Annotated in this window: 14 protein-coding genes; 4 read left to right on the top strand and 10 right to left on the bottom strand. The window is 59.7% G+C overall.

Features of this window, described 5'->3' with window-relative positions:
* The first annotated feature begins 326 nt into the window (after positions 1-326).
* The gene (locus ABSB80_RS08730; protein ID WP_428370158.1) at positions 327-731 is read left to right on the top strand and encodes a pyridoxamine 5'-phosphate oxidase family protein; all 405 of its coding nucleotides are present in this window, start codon (positions 327-329) and stop codon (positions 729-731) included.
* A 192-nt stretch (positions 732-923) separates the two neighbouring features.
* Here ABSB80_RS08730 and ABSB80_RS08725 read toward each other — a convergent pair whose 3' ends face one another.
* From ABSB80_RS08725 to ABSB80_RS08710, 4 genes are all read right to left on the bottom strand, one after another.
* The gene (locus ABSB80_RS08725) at positions 924-1826 is read right to left on the bottom strand and encodes a hypothetical protein (RefSeq protein ID WP_428370156.1); all 903 of its coding nucleotides are present in this window, start codon (positions 1824-1826) and stop codon (positions 924-926) included.
* Positions 1827-2145: 319 nt separating this feature from the next.
* Positions 2146-4134 carry a type B DNA-directed DNA polymerase gene (locus tag ABSB80_RS08720; RefSeq protein WP_428370154.1) on the bottom strand — a complete coding sequence of 663 codons (1989 nt, stop codon included), beginning with the start codon at positions 4132-4134 and terminating at the stop codon, positions 2146-2148.
* A complete protein-coding gene (locus ABSB80_RS08715; protein WP_428370152.1) occupies positions 4121-4336 on the bottom strand; it encodes a hypothetical protein in 216 nt (71 codons plus the stop codon). Before ABSB80_RS08715 ends, ABSB80_RS08720 begins: the two co-directional genes overlap by 14 nt.
* A gap of 20 nt (positions 4337-4356) precedes the next feature.
* Positions 4357-4884, bottom strand: a complete 528-nt coding sequence (locus ABSB80_RS08710) for a hypothetical protein (protein WP_428370150.1) — start codon at positions 4882-4884, stop codon at positions 4357-4359.
* 188 nt (positions 4885-5072) lie between these two features.
* Between ABSB80_RS08710 and ABSB80_RS08705 the strand changes: the two genes are divergently transcribed.
* Positions 5073-5315, top strand: coding sequence for a hypothetical protein (locus tag ABSB80_RS08705; RefSeq protein ID WP_428370148.1), 243 nt, complete (start codon positions 5073-5075; stop codon positions 5313-5315).
* 67 nt (positions 5316-5382) lie between these two features.
* On the opposite strand, the gene ABSB80_RS08700 is transcribed toward ABSB80_RS08705, so the two are convergent.
* From ABSB80_RS08700 to ABSB80_RS08690, 3 genes are all read right to left on the bottom strand, one after another.
* Complete coding sequence (locus tag ABSB80_RS08700) at positions 5383-6237, bottom strand: DODA-type extradiol aromatic ring-opening family dioxygenase (RefSeq protein WP_428370146.1); 855 nt, start codon at positions 6235-6237, stop codon at positions 5383-5385.
* A gap of 12 nt (positions 6238-6249) precedes the next feature.
* Positions 6250-6810, bottom strand: a complete 561-nt coding sequence (locus ABSB80_RS08695) for a ferredoxin domain-containing protein (protein ID WP_428370144.1) — start codon at positions 6808-6810, stop codon at positions 6250-6252.
* Between the two features lie 97 nt (positions 6811-6907).
* Entirely contained in the window at positions 6908-8086 is a 1179-nt protein-coding gene (locus ABSB80_RS08690; protein ID WP_428370142.1) for a sensor histidine kinase, read from the bottom strand.
* Positions 8087-8468: 382 nt separating this feature from the next.
* Between ABSB80_RS08690 and ABSB80_RS08685 the strand changes: the two genes are divergently transcribed.
* Positions 8469-9941, top strand: coding sequence for a response regulator (locus ABSB80_RS08685; protein WP_428370140.1), 1473 nt, complete (start codon positions 8469-8471; stop codon positions 9939-9941).
* On the opposite strand, the gene ABSB80_RS08680 is transcribed toward ABSB80_RS08685, so the two are convergent.
* Positions 9938-11086, bottom strand: coding sequence for an NAD(P)/FAD-dependent oxidoreductase (locus tag ABSB80_RS08680; protein ID WP_428370138.1), 1149 nt, complete (start codon positions 11084-11086; stop codon positions 9938-9940). The two genes, ABSB80_RS08685 and ABSB80_RS08680, sit on opposite strands and share 4 nt — an antisense overlap.
* A 59-nt stretch (positions 11087-11145) precedes the next feature.
* Complete coding sequence (locus ABSB80_RS08675; protein ID WP_428370136.1) at positions 11146-11718, bottom strand: hypothetical protein; 573 nt, start codon at positions 11716-11718, stop codon at positions 11146-11148.
* A 311-nt stretch (positions 11719-12029) separates the two neighbouring features.
* On the opposite strand from ABSB80_RS08675, the gene ABSB80_RS08670 reads away from it, so the two are divergent.
* Positions 12030-13187, top strand: coding sequence for a hypothetical protein (locus ABSB80_RS08670; RefSeq protein WP_428370134.1), 1158 nt, complete (start codon positions 12030-12032; stop codon positions 13185-13187).
* A 49-nt stretch (positions 13188-13236) separates the two neighbouring features.
* On the opposite strand, the gene ABSB80_RS08665 is transcribed toward ABSB80_RS08670, so the two are convergent.
* On the bottom strand, positions 13237-13683 hold the full coding sequence (locus ABSB80_RS08665) for a hypothetical protein (protein WP_428370132.1): 447 nt from the start codon (positions 13681-13683) through the stop codon (positions 13237-13239).
* Between the last annotated feature and the right edge of the window lie 11 nt (positions 13684-13694).

Here is a 13694-nt window from a genome sequence, read left to right as displayed (position 1 = left end):
ACCCACCCCCCTCACCTTCCTCAGTGGAAGGGGGACCCCCCCATCGCTCAGGGAGAGGGGTGGGGTACCCCCCGCAACCAAAGCCTTGCCGGATCCCTGCAAACCGGTTGCTCGTGCAGGACCCATCCGGGCAGGACATTGTTTATATAAATTGGAAGGACCCGCGGCGGATCCGGGAGATGGCGTGAAAATTCCCGGCTTCCGGGTTCCGCCGAGGGTTCTCCGGCGGATCCGGAAGTTCACGAACTTCCGGGTTCCAAAACTTTAAGTTCCTCGCTGTCGAGTGTCCACACAAGATGAGGTGATGTCGTATACCGTCGAAACTTATGGAGTACTTCAACAAATCGCCACGGATCGGGACCCTCAGCACCGCCGACAAAGGGGGAAACGTTGATTCCGCTGTCTTCGGCTCGCCCCGGATGGTCGACGAGAAGACGGTCGTCATGGGGCTGGGGAAGAACCGCACGCTCGCAAATCTCCATCAGAACCCGAACGCCGTGTTCCTGATCATGGAACCGTCGGCAGATTTCACGGACTGGAAGGGGATCCGCGTGTACCTGAAAGCAGAGAATATCGCAACGATCGGCCCGGTGCTCGATGCGTTCAGGCTCCAGATGGCGAAGGTTATCGGGGAAGAGGCGGCGAAGATGATCCATGCCACGGTGAGCTTCTCGGTAACGGAAGTCCGGCCGCTCAGCGACATGGGCCAGAGGTGGGAGGCGTCGGTGTAGGGATTGTCGTTGCCCCCTCACCCAAAATCCCCGATCTCCGTCACCCCCCGGATCCACCCCGTCCGCCCGGCCCGGGCAATTTCCCCTCGCGAGAGCATGTGCCGACGGCCCACCGTTGCACGCGGACCTGAGGAATGAGCAGTATACACATGTTCCGGAATTTCCTGAATTCAAATGGAACAGACCTAAAATTCATTCTTTTGTGTCTGCAAATTCCCTGCATGCAAGTAATACGAGGAAAGGGAGAATCAGGATCCAGTAATGCAGGTATTGACGGACAAGAAGCGTTCCCGATAACAGGATTACAAAGAGAAGGATCGCCCATTCCGATGGCGACCTAAGTCCTCTCCTGATAATACTCGCTCCTGAGAACAGGACTACAGGAAGCACAATAAAGATACTGGAAATCAGGTATATTGCATAGGAAAACAGGTTATTCGTCTGATAACTGGGTATTTCCGCAATGGCCTGGCCACTGACATAGGCCGGTGCCACACCGAATGTCCAGTACAGTGCACTCATCATCGTATTACTTCCATACATCAACAGCACCACGCCAAACGACGATAAACCAACGATGATTGCCGGTAGTACCAGGTAATGAAATCGCCTTTCCCCCTGCGCCCACATCAGGTAGAGCAGAGGAATAAGTCCGAGAATGGCATATTGTTTGAATCCAAAAGCAAGGCCGACACAGATCCCTGCATAAACGTACTGTGTTTTTCGTGCAGAGATGAAAGCCAGCAGGAGAAACAGGACAGCGAACGATTCACTGAAGAGGAGATATCCCTGGGCGAACGCGGCTACAATTAGGTAGAGAAGACCGGCAAAAAAACCCGAGATATAGCCATAGTCTCTGTTCCCGATATAAAAAAGGAGAAGAGCACAGATGATATTAATCGAGGTTATCACCGGGATGTCAAGCAAACCCGCCGGCTGCACCAGATCCATTGCGGTAACAACAAAGAAGAGGAGTGGTGGTTTTGGATCGATGAAACTTACATAGGGAGTGAAGCCGTTGATTATTATCCGGGCCATCTCATGGAACCGTTCAGCATCGACTCCGGCCCAGCCTCCGGTATCGATCTTTTGCATTACACAGGCAATAACGCAGGCAATGATAACGTATGACAATATTACTGCGCTTATCTGTAAGCTGGTACGCCGGTTTTCATTCATGAGAATATTCCTGTTTCTATCTATCAGCATGATTATGAAAAAATTATCCTATTTTCAATGAGAAGAAAAAATTACTCCGGAGTGGCGTTTTTTCCCTGTATTTTTCCTTTGGAGTACTATCAAAAATCTGGAATTAACTGTAATGGAGTCGCATCTCCTGTTAGTACATAGTAGAGTAGGCTATTGGAACAAAGCCATTTCCCCGGGCCTGCGATCACCGGGCCGGAATCCCGGATCATTCCTCAAAATCCCCGATCTCCGGAACACGCTTCCCCTTCCGCCCGGCCGGGAACGCGTACTCCACCTCCCTCCATGCCTTCTCCACCAGCTCGCGGTAGTACGGCACGTCAAACTTCCCAGCATCCCACTCCGTATCGACGATATACCTGCGGGCGTCCCGCACCACGTACCGGATCTTCATGCCCGGCTCGATGCCCCCCCCGCTCCTGCGGTACGCGTCCACCGCCGCCCCCTCCACGCAGCGGTGGGCGTAGGTGAGGCGGCTGATCCGCCGGCTGATGAGCATCTCCCCCGGGTCCGCGTCCGGCAGCCGCTTAACCGCGTCCCTGTAGATCTCCCGCACCCTCTCCTCCCGTTCCCCGAGCCCCGCGAGGGTGGACGCCGTTCCCATCTCCGCGAGCATCCCGCGCTGCATGGTGCGGATGTACTCCGGGGTGTCGTGCCGCCGGGCGGCAATCCCCCCTGCCTTCACGCTGCCGTCCGCATGCCTCCCGTAATAGCGGTTGTAGGCGCCGGAGCCGTCGTTCTGCGGGAGGAAGACGATCCAGTCGAAGTGCTCGGCATCGGTGGACAGGCGGGTCTCCCGGTCCACCCGCTCCTGCAGGGCCGCGACCGGCGACCCCTGCACCCAGAGGCAGTCCACGATCCCGTGGAGCACGGCAAAACCCATCTCCTCGGCGATCTCTTTTGTCTGAAGCAGGATGTCGCGGGACTTCGCGGTGATCGCCTCGTGGACCTCAATCCTCCCGAACTTCGCGTTCCGGTAGCCGGTATACCCGAAACAGGTGACGAGCATCCACTTGAGGATCGAGTCGATGCCCGCAAAGCGGGGGTCGGTCTTCTTCAGCCGCTTGGTATCGAGACGGAGCTGGAGGAGCGGCGCCAGTGCAGCGGGAAGAAACCCCGCCCGCTCCGGGTGTTCGATCGTCTCCGGCGACAGGTTCGCCCTCACGATGATCGTGGGGTACATCGAGGTGAAATCGATCTCCTCGACATCCTCGTAGATACCCGGTTCCGGCTGGAGCATCATCCCGCCCCGGTCCGCGGCCTGGAGCGAGGCTACGTGCCGGGCCGTCTCGGGATCGCTCTTCCGGAACGGGACCGCGATCCCCTGCTTTACCGCCTCGCAGACCTCGTAGCTGCTGATGAGGGTGCCCGGGGTGAAGCGGGAGGCGAGGTTCGGGGAGAGCCCGGAGAGCCGTGCGGCCATGAAGACGCCCCCGAGCCCACCTTCCTGGTACACGAACGACTGCTCCGTATCGATCAGGATGCGCCCGTCCGGGATGAGGGCCGGCACCTTGTGCTCCATCCGTCCGTAACTCCAGTAGGAGCGGGACTCCATCTTCCGGTATCTCCCATTCCGCGAGAACGGCATCCCGAGGCCGAGTTTCCGTGCCCGCTCCTGCAGTTTCGGCATCCAGCTGTCCGCATCCGGCATGAGGAGGACGTCAGGGTCAGCGGCAGCAACAAGGGAGAAGAGATCGGCGAGCACCTCCCGTTCCTGCCCGGCAAGCCGCTCGGCCCGTTCGTGGACCAGCTCGATATCCGAGAAGGCGGCGTGTGCCGGGTTACCGCGGACCCGGATGCTGGCGATATCCAGCTCGTGCCGGAACTCCGGGGAGAAGCGTGAGCCGTCGCCGTTCCCGCACGGGAAGAGCCCGTGCCCGGCCATGAACCGCTGGTCCAGGCGCACGTCGACGTTGAAGAGGTCTGCGTCGAACCCCGCCTGCTGCTCGATCGCCTCGGCCACATCGCGGCCCGCGTACACCGAGTGGCCCGGGAGGTCGCCGAAGATGGTGCGGATGATGCACACCTCCGCACGGTAGCGCTCCCCGAGCGCATCGATCATCTCCGCGTGCGCGTGCGGGTCGCGGAAGTGGACGAGGAAGGGAGGGTCGTACTGATGGTGCACCTTTGTCACGGTGCCGTCCTTTGACCAGAGATCCACGCCGCCGTCCCGGTACGCGGAGTCAAAGATCCACATCGTCCTCCTCCTGATACCTGAGCAGCCCGACGAGTGCCGAGAAGAGCGCGGCTTCGAGCGGGCTGTCGCAGGCCACGAATGCCTCGCTGGAATGCGCCTTTGCCAGTTTTGCCAGTTCCTCCCCGCAGGCCCGCTCCTCCTTCCGGAGCGCCCGGGCCGAGCGGGCCCAGCGGCCCGCAACGGTCTTTGCGCCCTGCCGCACGCTCTCGAAACTCCTGCCCGTCAGAACACCTCCAGGGTCTGCTGAGCCCGCGACTGCAGGCCGCCCTTCCGGCGGGACCGCACATCGCGGGGGCGGATGGGCTGCCCAGTCTCACCGGGCGGCAGGAGTTCGATCAGCCGGTCCGCCTGCCGGGCCAGCGCCGCAAACGAGCGGTCCATGGCAGGGGCGTACAGGATGACCAGCGCCTCGCGCCCCGTGTCCCTGAGCGCTGCGGCGGCCGGGGCAAGCAGGCGCTCCCCCCCGTCGAACAGGGTCGGGTCGTGCTCGACGAAGACGACCGTATGGCCGGCCTCGTTCAGGACGGTCAGGAGCTGATCCGCGGTGAACGGCCTGCGGACCTCGAAGTTCGCGGACGTCCGGCCGATGCCGGAGAGGAGCCGCGAGTAGTTGCCGCAGACGAAGAGGAAGAGGAACCGCTGGAGATCAGGATTCCCGTTGAGCGCGGAGAGGATGAGCGCCTGCGGTGCTATTACTGCCGTGAATGTGCCCGGGTGGAGGGTGATCCCCCTGCGCAGCTCGATCCGCATGGCACCGGATCACTACAGGAACTGCACGGATAATGCTGGTGTTCGGGGGGTGAAAGTGCCTCCTGCCGCCAGCCCACCGCCGGAAACCGGGCCTGGCACGGTGCGTCACGGCGTGAGACCCCGGCGCCCCCCCGGCAGTATTATCAGCCAGTCCGTTCCACAAGCCTGAGAAGTACGGAGCCGGACGCATGGTACACCTAGACTGCATGCACGGGATGATCGCAGGGTACGTCGCATCGCCCAAGGGGCAGGAAGCGATGCGGAATTTTCTCTCTTCACCGGAGGGCCAGAGGGCCATCGATGCCTATCTTGCTACGCCGGCCGGGCAGCGGATGGCCTGCCTCGTCCTCGCCCGGGCACTCGACGGCCTCGACCTCCCGGCAGAGGTCAAGGCTGAGATCCGCCGATCGCTCGACGCAAAAATGGCATGAAAAGTCCGGCCGGGCAGTTCCCGTTTTTTATTCTTTTTTCACCGGCCTGATTGCAGGGTACCCGTCCCTACCTGAATGCGTAGGCATCCATGCCGAGGTCGCCCAGGTCCCAGCTGTGGTGGATGACCGTACCCCGTGCACCCGCCCCGGCAGCACCGAGAGCAGCGAGGATGGGCATGTAGTGGTCCGGGTAGGGGTGGGCACGCCCAGCGTGGGGGGCGAGCGTGCGGTAGCGGAGAAGGCTCTCACGGTCCCCCCGGCGGACGGCATCTGCCAGCCAGTCGTTGAACTCCATGGCCCACGGTTCGGTGGCAGCGCCGGGACCGAGCGATGCGGTCGGGTCGCCCAGCGGGTGGACTGCGCCGCCGCTGCAGAGGATAAGCACCCCCTCGTCCCTCACAGCCCCGACCGCTTCGCCGAGTGCGAGGTGGGCGGCCGGGTCAAGGCTGCGCTGGATCGAGAGCTGGACAACGGGGACGTCTGCTCCGGGGTACATGAGCCGTACGGGCACCCATGCCCCGTGGTCGAGGCCCCGGGCGGGATCGGTGTCGCAGGGAAGGCCGGCTCTTCTGAGGAGAGCGGCCACCCGCCCGGCAAGGGCGGGGCTGCCCGGGGCCGGGTACTCGATCCGGTACAGCTCAGGTGGGAACCCGTAAAAATCGTGGATTGTGCTGTTCTGCGGGGTGGAGCTGACCGCAGGACGGACCGTGTTCCAGTGCGCCGAGATGCACAGTACCGCTTGTACGGCCCGGTACTGCCCGCCGAGCTCCACGAGGAACTGCCGTGCAGGGATATCTTCGATGGTGAGCGTGGGAGCACCGTGGGAGACGAAGAGTACCGGTAACTGCATGGTAAGAAGAGGATCCGGCCCGGCAGGGAAAAAGATGCCGGTCCCGGCAATCCCGTCGGGGCTTGCCGGCACGACCGGTCCCGATCAGTGCTCGTGGATCGGGACGTCGAAGAAGATGTTCTTGCCGGATGCCTTGAGCGGGATGCCGTAGGCCACGCTGCACCCCCTGAGGTGCCCGGTCCGGAGCGCCGCGACACCGGCACTGAACATGACCCGGTTGTCGACATTGTGGATCGCAGCGGTCTTTACGGCCGAACCGACCGCGATCCCGATGTCGGAGATCTTGAAGACGCAGTTCGGGCCAGGGTAGAGCGCCTTTCTTCCCTTCGCCTTCACCAGTGCCTTTGCCATCGCCGAACAGGTATCGTACCCGCAGCCGCCGCAGTTGATGCCGAGCGTCTTCTGCCCCTCGACCCCGATCAGCAGGGTGGCGTCGCTTGCCCTGACCTGTTCGCCATTGACGCGGAAGAAGCCCTTGCCCGGTTCCTCTGCCATGGCGATCATCTTTCCGGCAAGTTTCTCCTGCTCCTTTCCGGTCAGTATCTCGATCTTTACCGAGTCCAGCCCGACCGCTTTCGGGGCCGTCCGCGCTGCGAGCGCCATGAGGGAGGCAACCGTTCTCACCGCTTCAGATTCAGCAGTCATGCAGGGTAATAGGCACCCGGGAGACAAAAAAGTGTGGCCTGAAGGTGATAGTTTTGTCCGGGAAAAGCGATGGAATGAGAAACGAAAAACGCTTCTTTCACGTCCTGTTGTTTCCGGGCGGCCTGCCGGAACCTGTGTGGCCGATCCGGTAATCTCCCGGGGGCACCGTTATCTCGAACCGCGCCCCCGTCCCTTCCGTGCCGGTCTCCTTGATCGAGATGCCGGTGATGGAGAGGATCTCGCGGATCAGGAAGAGGCCGAGTCCGGAGTCCCTGCCAAACCCTTTGGTAAAGATATGCTGCTTCTCATCGGCCGGGATCCCCACACCGTCGTCTTCGCAGATGATCACGAGAGCGGAGTCCGACAAGTGGTACGAGAAGGCGATGCGGGTCACCGTTCCCCCGTGCCTGAGGGCATTGTGGATCAGGTTGTAGAATACTTTCCCGATCATGGGGTCGGCAAAGATCTCCAGCCGGTCGAGATCCACGGAGATCTCTGCCGTACCATGGTCCAGGTGCCGGGCAGCCTCCCGGATAACCATTGCAACCTGGTGCCATACCGGGATCTGCGAACCGATCTCCTGGTAATCCCGGGTGAAGGCAATCTGGTCCTGGATGGCGAGGGAGGTCTTCTCCAGGATCTCCAGATGTTCTGTTACCGGCCCATCTCCGGCGATATCTTTTATGGCGTCGAGTTCCACCAGCAGGGCGAAGACGCGGTTGGAGATGTCATGCCGGGTGATCTGCGAGAGCAGGGTGAGTTTCCGGTTTGCCATGGCGAGTGCGGCCTCGACCCGCCTCCGCTCGGCAATGTCCCGGTTCAGCTCCTCGTTGACCTCGGACAGCTCGCGTGTCCTCAGCGTGACGCGTTCTTCGAGCGTCCGTGTCAGCACTTCGAGGTTCTCCTGTGCCGTGCGCCGCTCGGCTACCTCTGCTTCGAGGCTCGTGTAACTGGTCTTGATCTCCCAGACCAGAAGGGAGACGATGGCCAGCATCAGGATGAAGACGGCCCGGTCGGGAAGATCCGAAGGATTCGCGCGGGCAGACCCCGATATGAGGCTGCCCAGGAGGATAGTCAGGGTAAGGAGCCATGCCGTAAAGAACGGTGCGTACCGGTGCCGGAGCCAGACCGACATGAGGAGAGGGATCAGGTACAGGATCCAGATGACGAAACCGAGGGGGATGAGGATGTCGGCGGATACGATCCCGATGCAGAGACAGAGCATGGACAGCTGGATGAGCCGGTCCTTTTCCTGTGGTGTTTTCCCAAGGTCCACCGGGATGATAGGATCCCCTCCGGATGATGGGGTATATGATGCATAAAATCATAAGTACATTGCTTTCTGATCGCTGTGGTGACGGAATGACAGCCAGATCTCTTTCTGACACCGCTCTCATCCACCGGGTACTGGTATTCCCGCCGGAGGACGCGGATACCGGTGTTTTTTTGACCCGGATGAGATTCCGGAGGGTCGCATGCCGTTGATCCCAATTCCCGGGAACCTTGTTCAGCCCCGGTTCCTGACACCGGAAAAATTTCAGGGAATCAGGCGGATCGGTCCGGCATCCGGAATACAGCCGGAATAAAAATATAATTATTTTTATACAATGCCCGGAGGAGGGAAAAATATTTCCATTACCAGATAATATTTAAAGCTAATGTTCTCCCTCCTCTATGTGGATGACGAGGCCGACCTGCTCGAACTGGGAAAACTGTTCCTCGAAAAGGGGGGGGAATTTTCTGTTGCCACGGAAGATTCTGCGCGGAACGGGCTGCAGAAACTGGCAGAATGCCGGTTCGATGCCGTCATTTCCGATTACCAGATGTCGGGCATGGACGGCATCGGGCTGCTCAAACAGGTGAGGTCACACTACGGCAGCCTTCCCTTCCTTCTCTTTACCGGGAGGGGACGGGAAGAGGTCGTCATCGAGGCGATCAACAACGGCGCCGACTTCTATGTCCAGAAGGGAGGCGACCCCCGCTCCCAGTTCGCTGAACTCCGGTATAAGATCCTGATCGCCATCGAACGCAGGCGGGCGGTCGATGCACTCCGGATCGAGAACGAGAAGAACCGGGGTCTCATGGACCATGCCAACGATGCCATTTTCATCGCTGATGCAGAGACGGGAATGCTCATCGATGCCAACACGAAAGCCCAGGCCATGCTCGGCAGATCCCTGGAAGAGATCCGTGCCATGCACCAGAGCGAGCTGCACCCGAAGGATGAGATCGATCTCTATAAGGAGTATTTTGCCGACCATGCCCGGCGGGGCACCGGTGTGCAGGCAGAGATGGTCGTTGACCGGGAGGGAAACACCATACCCGTGATCGTCAGTTCGACCGCCATGGACCTTGGCGGGAGGCGGTGCCTGATGGGTATTTTCCACGATATCTCGGAGATCCAGCGGGCGCAGGATGCGCTGAAGATAGCCAACAAAAAACTGAACCTGCTGGCGGAGATCACCCGCCACGACATCCGGAACAAGCTTACGGTCGTGGGGGGGTATCTCGAACTGGTCAGGGACCGTCCCGCCGAACCTGAATATTCCATGTACCTGAGGAAGATCATCGACACCGTGAACACGATCGGGCAGAACATCGAGTTCACGAGGCTGTACCAAAACCTGGGCGTCACCGCCCCGGGCTGGCAGAACGTCCATGAAGTCTTCTTCCGGGCATGCACCCATCTCGACATCAAGAGGATCTGTGTCCAGTCCGATGCCGACGGTCTTGACATATTTGCCGATCCCCTGCTCGAGCGGGCATTTTATAACCTTGCGGAGAATTCAATCCAGCACGGCGGGGATATCTCGATCATCCGGATCTCGGCGCAGGAAGAGGGTGACGGGGTAACTATCCGGATAGAAGACAACGGTGTCGGCATACCGCCATTTGACAAGGAGAATATATTTTCCAAAGGGTTCGGGAAGAATACCGGGCTCGGGCTTTTCCTTGTGCAGGAGATCCTGATCATCACCGGTATCAGCATCCGGGAGACCGGGGAGTACCACCAGGGTGCCCGGTTCGAGCTCCATGTCCCCAAGGGTGCATACCGGTTCAACCCGGAAAAAAGCGACCGCTGCCACCTTGCGGTGCGCGGGTTCTACCAGGAAAAAGTCCGCGGCAATTAAAACAGGGACTTCAGCCCGGACAGGAACAGGGGTCTGAGGAGCCGGATCATGGCGGGGTTCAGCAGGAGTTTTCCGATGACCGTGCCTGGCCTGTCCATGTCGAAGTACTCTTCTATAATCCGGATGACGGGGGGGTCATTGAGCGCCGTTATGAAGGCGTCAATATCCCCGTCCGACATCCGCTGGCGCATCCCGAAGAGCCGGAACCCGAGTCTCAGTTCCTTCCCGAAGTCAGCCTGCCACTTCTGTTCGTAGCCGGCGAGCGCTGCGTCATCGAACCTCCCGCGTTCGCAGGATTCCGCGGCGACCGCCGCGGCGTGCCGGGCCGAGCGTACACCGGTATAGATCCCGCCCCCGGAGGTAGGTTTTGCAAACCCTGCCGCATCCCCCACAAAGAGCGTTCGGTGTCCGTACGTCCTGGGCATGATTCCAAGGGGGAGGGTGCCGGTGACAAGGTTGGTTGAGCCTGCAGGACCGAAAGTCTTCATCAGGGCCTCAAACCGCTGCGGCACCTGCGTCTTCCCGCACAGCCCCACCCTGATCCGGTTCCCTGAGGTGGGAACGGACCAGCCGAAAAAATCCGGTGATGCATCCGGATACAGTTCGACCAACCGGGGATCGCACTCGTGGGCTATATCGGCCTGGATGCCGGCAAGAAAGACGGGTGCCCGCTCCATCCCGAGGAGCCGGGCGATGGTGCTGCGGGGGCCGTCGGCAGCGATGAGCAGGTCAGAGCTCTGTTCTTCATGGCCGTTCACGCCCCTCGTCAGGACGGTGTGCCCCCGTACGCCATACACGGCGGTCCTGAGCCGGAACTCTGCACCGGCTCCGGCCGCGGCTTCCGCCATCTCCCGGTCGAGGGCACCCCGGTCGACGACCACGGCCCGGGTGGTTCCGGTATCGATGAGGATCTCGTGGCCCCGCCCGGACCGGACCCTGGCCCCGCTCACCCGGTTGAGCACGGACCGTTCCGATACGCGGCACTCGGCAAAGGCGGCATTCGAGAGGAGACCGGCGCACTGCACGGGATACCCAATCGTCCCGTGCTCTTCGAGACAGAGGGTCTTCAGCCCCAGACGGGCGCATTCGGACGCCGCGGCACTGCCGGCCGGGCCGGCGCCAACAACGATTACATCATAGGACATATCTCGGGATACATTCCGGATGCAGTTTTCCCATTTTCCCCCGGAAAAAAATCAAAGGATTATCTGTTTTCCCGGTCATCAGGGATCTCGCATGCAGCCCTGCCTGCTGCAAAGTCCCCGTCCGAATCGTCCGGGTTATAGAACCCGAGCATGATGGAGAAGAGGCCGAAGACCAGCGCGAAGGTCCCGACGACCGAGAGGGCGGGATCGCTCATGATTGACGGGAAGTACGAGAACAACACCGCAAGGAGAACAAAACCGGAGATGACCATAACGGGGATGAGGACATATTTGCTCTTCGGGCGAGCCAGTGCGAGCATGATATCGGTAAAACCATTATAGATGGCGATCGCCGCGATGATCAGGATGAGGAGAATTGCCACGAACTGGGCAAAAATGACCGATATCACCCCGATGATGAGCAGCGCTGCAGCCATGCCGAACCAGAAGATCGATTCGTCGTGTTTTGCTGAAATGGCAAGGAACAGGAACAGGGCTATGCCTATCCCGATCAGGACCCAGAAAAGCCCGGAAAATGTTCCAAGAACAATTTCAGGAATAAGAAGGGCCAGAATCCCGAAAATAACCCCTGCAAATCCTCTTAAAAGGCATGATGTCTTTGCATCCAGCATAATTTCCCCTCACGTGACCGTGACCCGCTCACGTCCTACACTCACTTAGTGATACAACTACAAAATCCCATCCTGTCCGTTACCATGTCTTTGGGAATGTCTCTGCGGTGAAGGGTAGTATCTACTGGTCAGGACATAAAAATACCCTGATCACCGTGCCTGTCACGGATCTCACGCGGGAGCCGGGTGATGCGTGCCGCCGGCAGCTTGGCATTTCCCATGATAATGATGACCATCTCAACAACGTATAAACGAACCGGTGGTGATGTTGTAGTAGGGAATGGATTGCATGACAGGGGTACCCTCTGAGCATGGAGACCTGGCAGGATATTCGTCATGAAATCCCGGTGATCACCGTGTTCCAGCGCTCTCCCAACACCACCGCCCCCCGGGAGGTCCGCGATGACGCCTTATTCAGGCAGGTCATCGGCAACGAACTCGCCGAGGTGCAAAAAAGCCGGGCCGCGTTCAGGTCCAGTACGGTACACGGTCTTCCCGAAGCGGTGATCCTGTTCATCTGTCTCCTGGTAAACCTGGCGTTTCTGGTCGAGCGGCATGATTACCTTGCCCTGTTTATTGCTGCCAGCTTCTACCTCAACATGTTCTATTTTATCACGCTCCTGATACCGACCAGCCCGGGTGCGGCCGGTCTCCCGAAAGCAGAACTCCGGAGGTTCCTTTCATGGCTGCGGGAGATCGGCCTCAAGGGCGGGACATCGCAGTTCACCCGCCTCTTCATCAACGTGTTTTTTATCAACAGCCGGGCCCTCTCCCTTGGAATCGGCCTGATCTTCTCGGTGGATATCGTATTTACCCTGTCTGCCTACCTTTTCCTCAAAATCCCGGCCGGGATAACGCTCATCGTCGCAGCCCAGTGCGCGATCATTGCCGTCTTCTATCTCCTGGTCTGGAAGATGGAGCCGTTCTCCTCCCGGTTTGCAAAAAACGTGGAAAAAATGAAAACGCGGCTCTCAAAGGATTATATCCCCCCGTGGGTGATATCAGCCCTCTTCATGATCGGGTTTTTCTTAATAGTGATCCTCTTCCTGACAACGATCATCCTCCTGCCTGGCATCACCGTTGCTACATTTCTTTCGGAGTCTGGACTTGAAGCACTCGGGCACCTTGTCCTGCTCATCGCCATACTGGCAGTCAGCCAGTATTTCATTATCCGGTACTTCCATGGCATAAGCAGCCGCCTGATGGCAGAACGGCTTTTTGAGTACAAGGAAACGGCTCTCCGGGGACTCATCGAACGGGAGAAGAAAAAACAGGAGATCCTTCCCGTTCCGGCAGAAAACCCGTATGAGACCACAACCCTGCTCCTGGAGTCCAAGATTTACCAGGTCAGACGGATCTCATTATTCTGGACCTTCCCGGTGTATATCGTGGACCTTGACTTCTCCGTGATGCTGGACAGCACGACGCTGACTGCGATCCGGGGCTATATTCAGGAAGCCGGCCCGTGAAAGCGGCCCCGGCGGATGCACGGGACCGGAAAAAGGGGAGGTTCCCCGATCACGGGGAGGTATTCTGTCTCAGCAACGGTGCGATCTGTTCCAGGATCGCGCTGTCGGCCGGGGTCACATAGACGAGGTGCTGGCCTACGACAACGAGGCTCCCCACCGGTTTTCCGCGGCCTACCGGGAAGGAATGGTAGAGCTGTACGGCAGTATCCCGGAACTCAGCGCTGTCGAACGACTGGGTCGATACCGTGACGGTGGTACCGGAACTGTCGGAGAGCACGTAGGTCTTCCCCCCGATCGCACCGGGCAGGTTCCAGGTCACGTCCTTTGCACTCAGGACCGTGATCCCCTTTGCCAGGGCCGCCTCCCTGACCGGTTCACCGGAGATCAGGTAATACGGGGACTCTGCCGAGACGAAGATGATCAGTGCACAGGGGATCAGGAACATCGCGACGAGGAATATCGCAAGCCCGATCTCAAGCCGGGTATAGGCTGTCATGGACTACCCCC

Origin of the sequence: Methanoregula sp. (assembly GCF_050010295.1) — an archaeon.
GTDB lineage: Archaea > Halobacteriota > Methanomicrobia > Methanomicrobiales > Methanospirillaceae > Methanoregula.
Note: the sequence above shows the minus strand (reverse complement) of the source record. Positions and strands in the feature narration are given on the sequence as shown.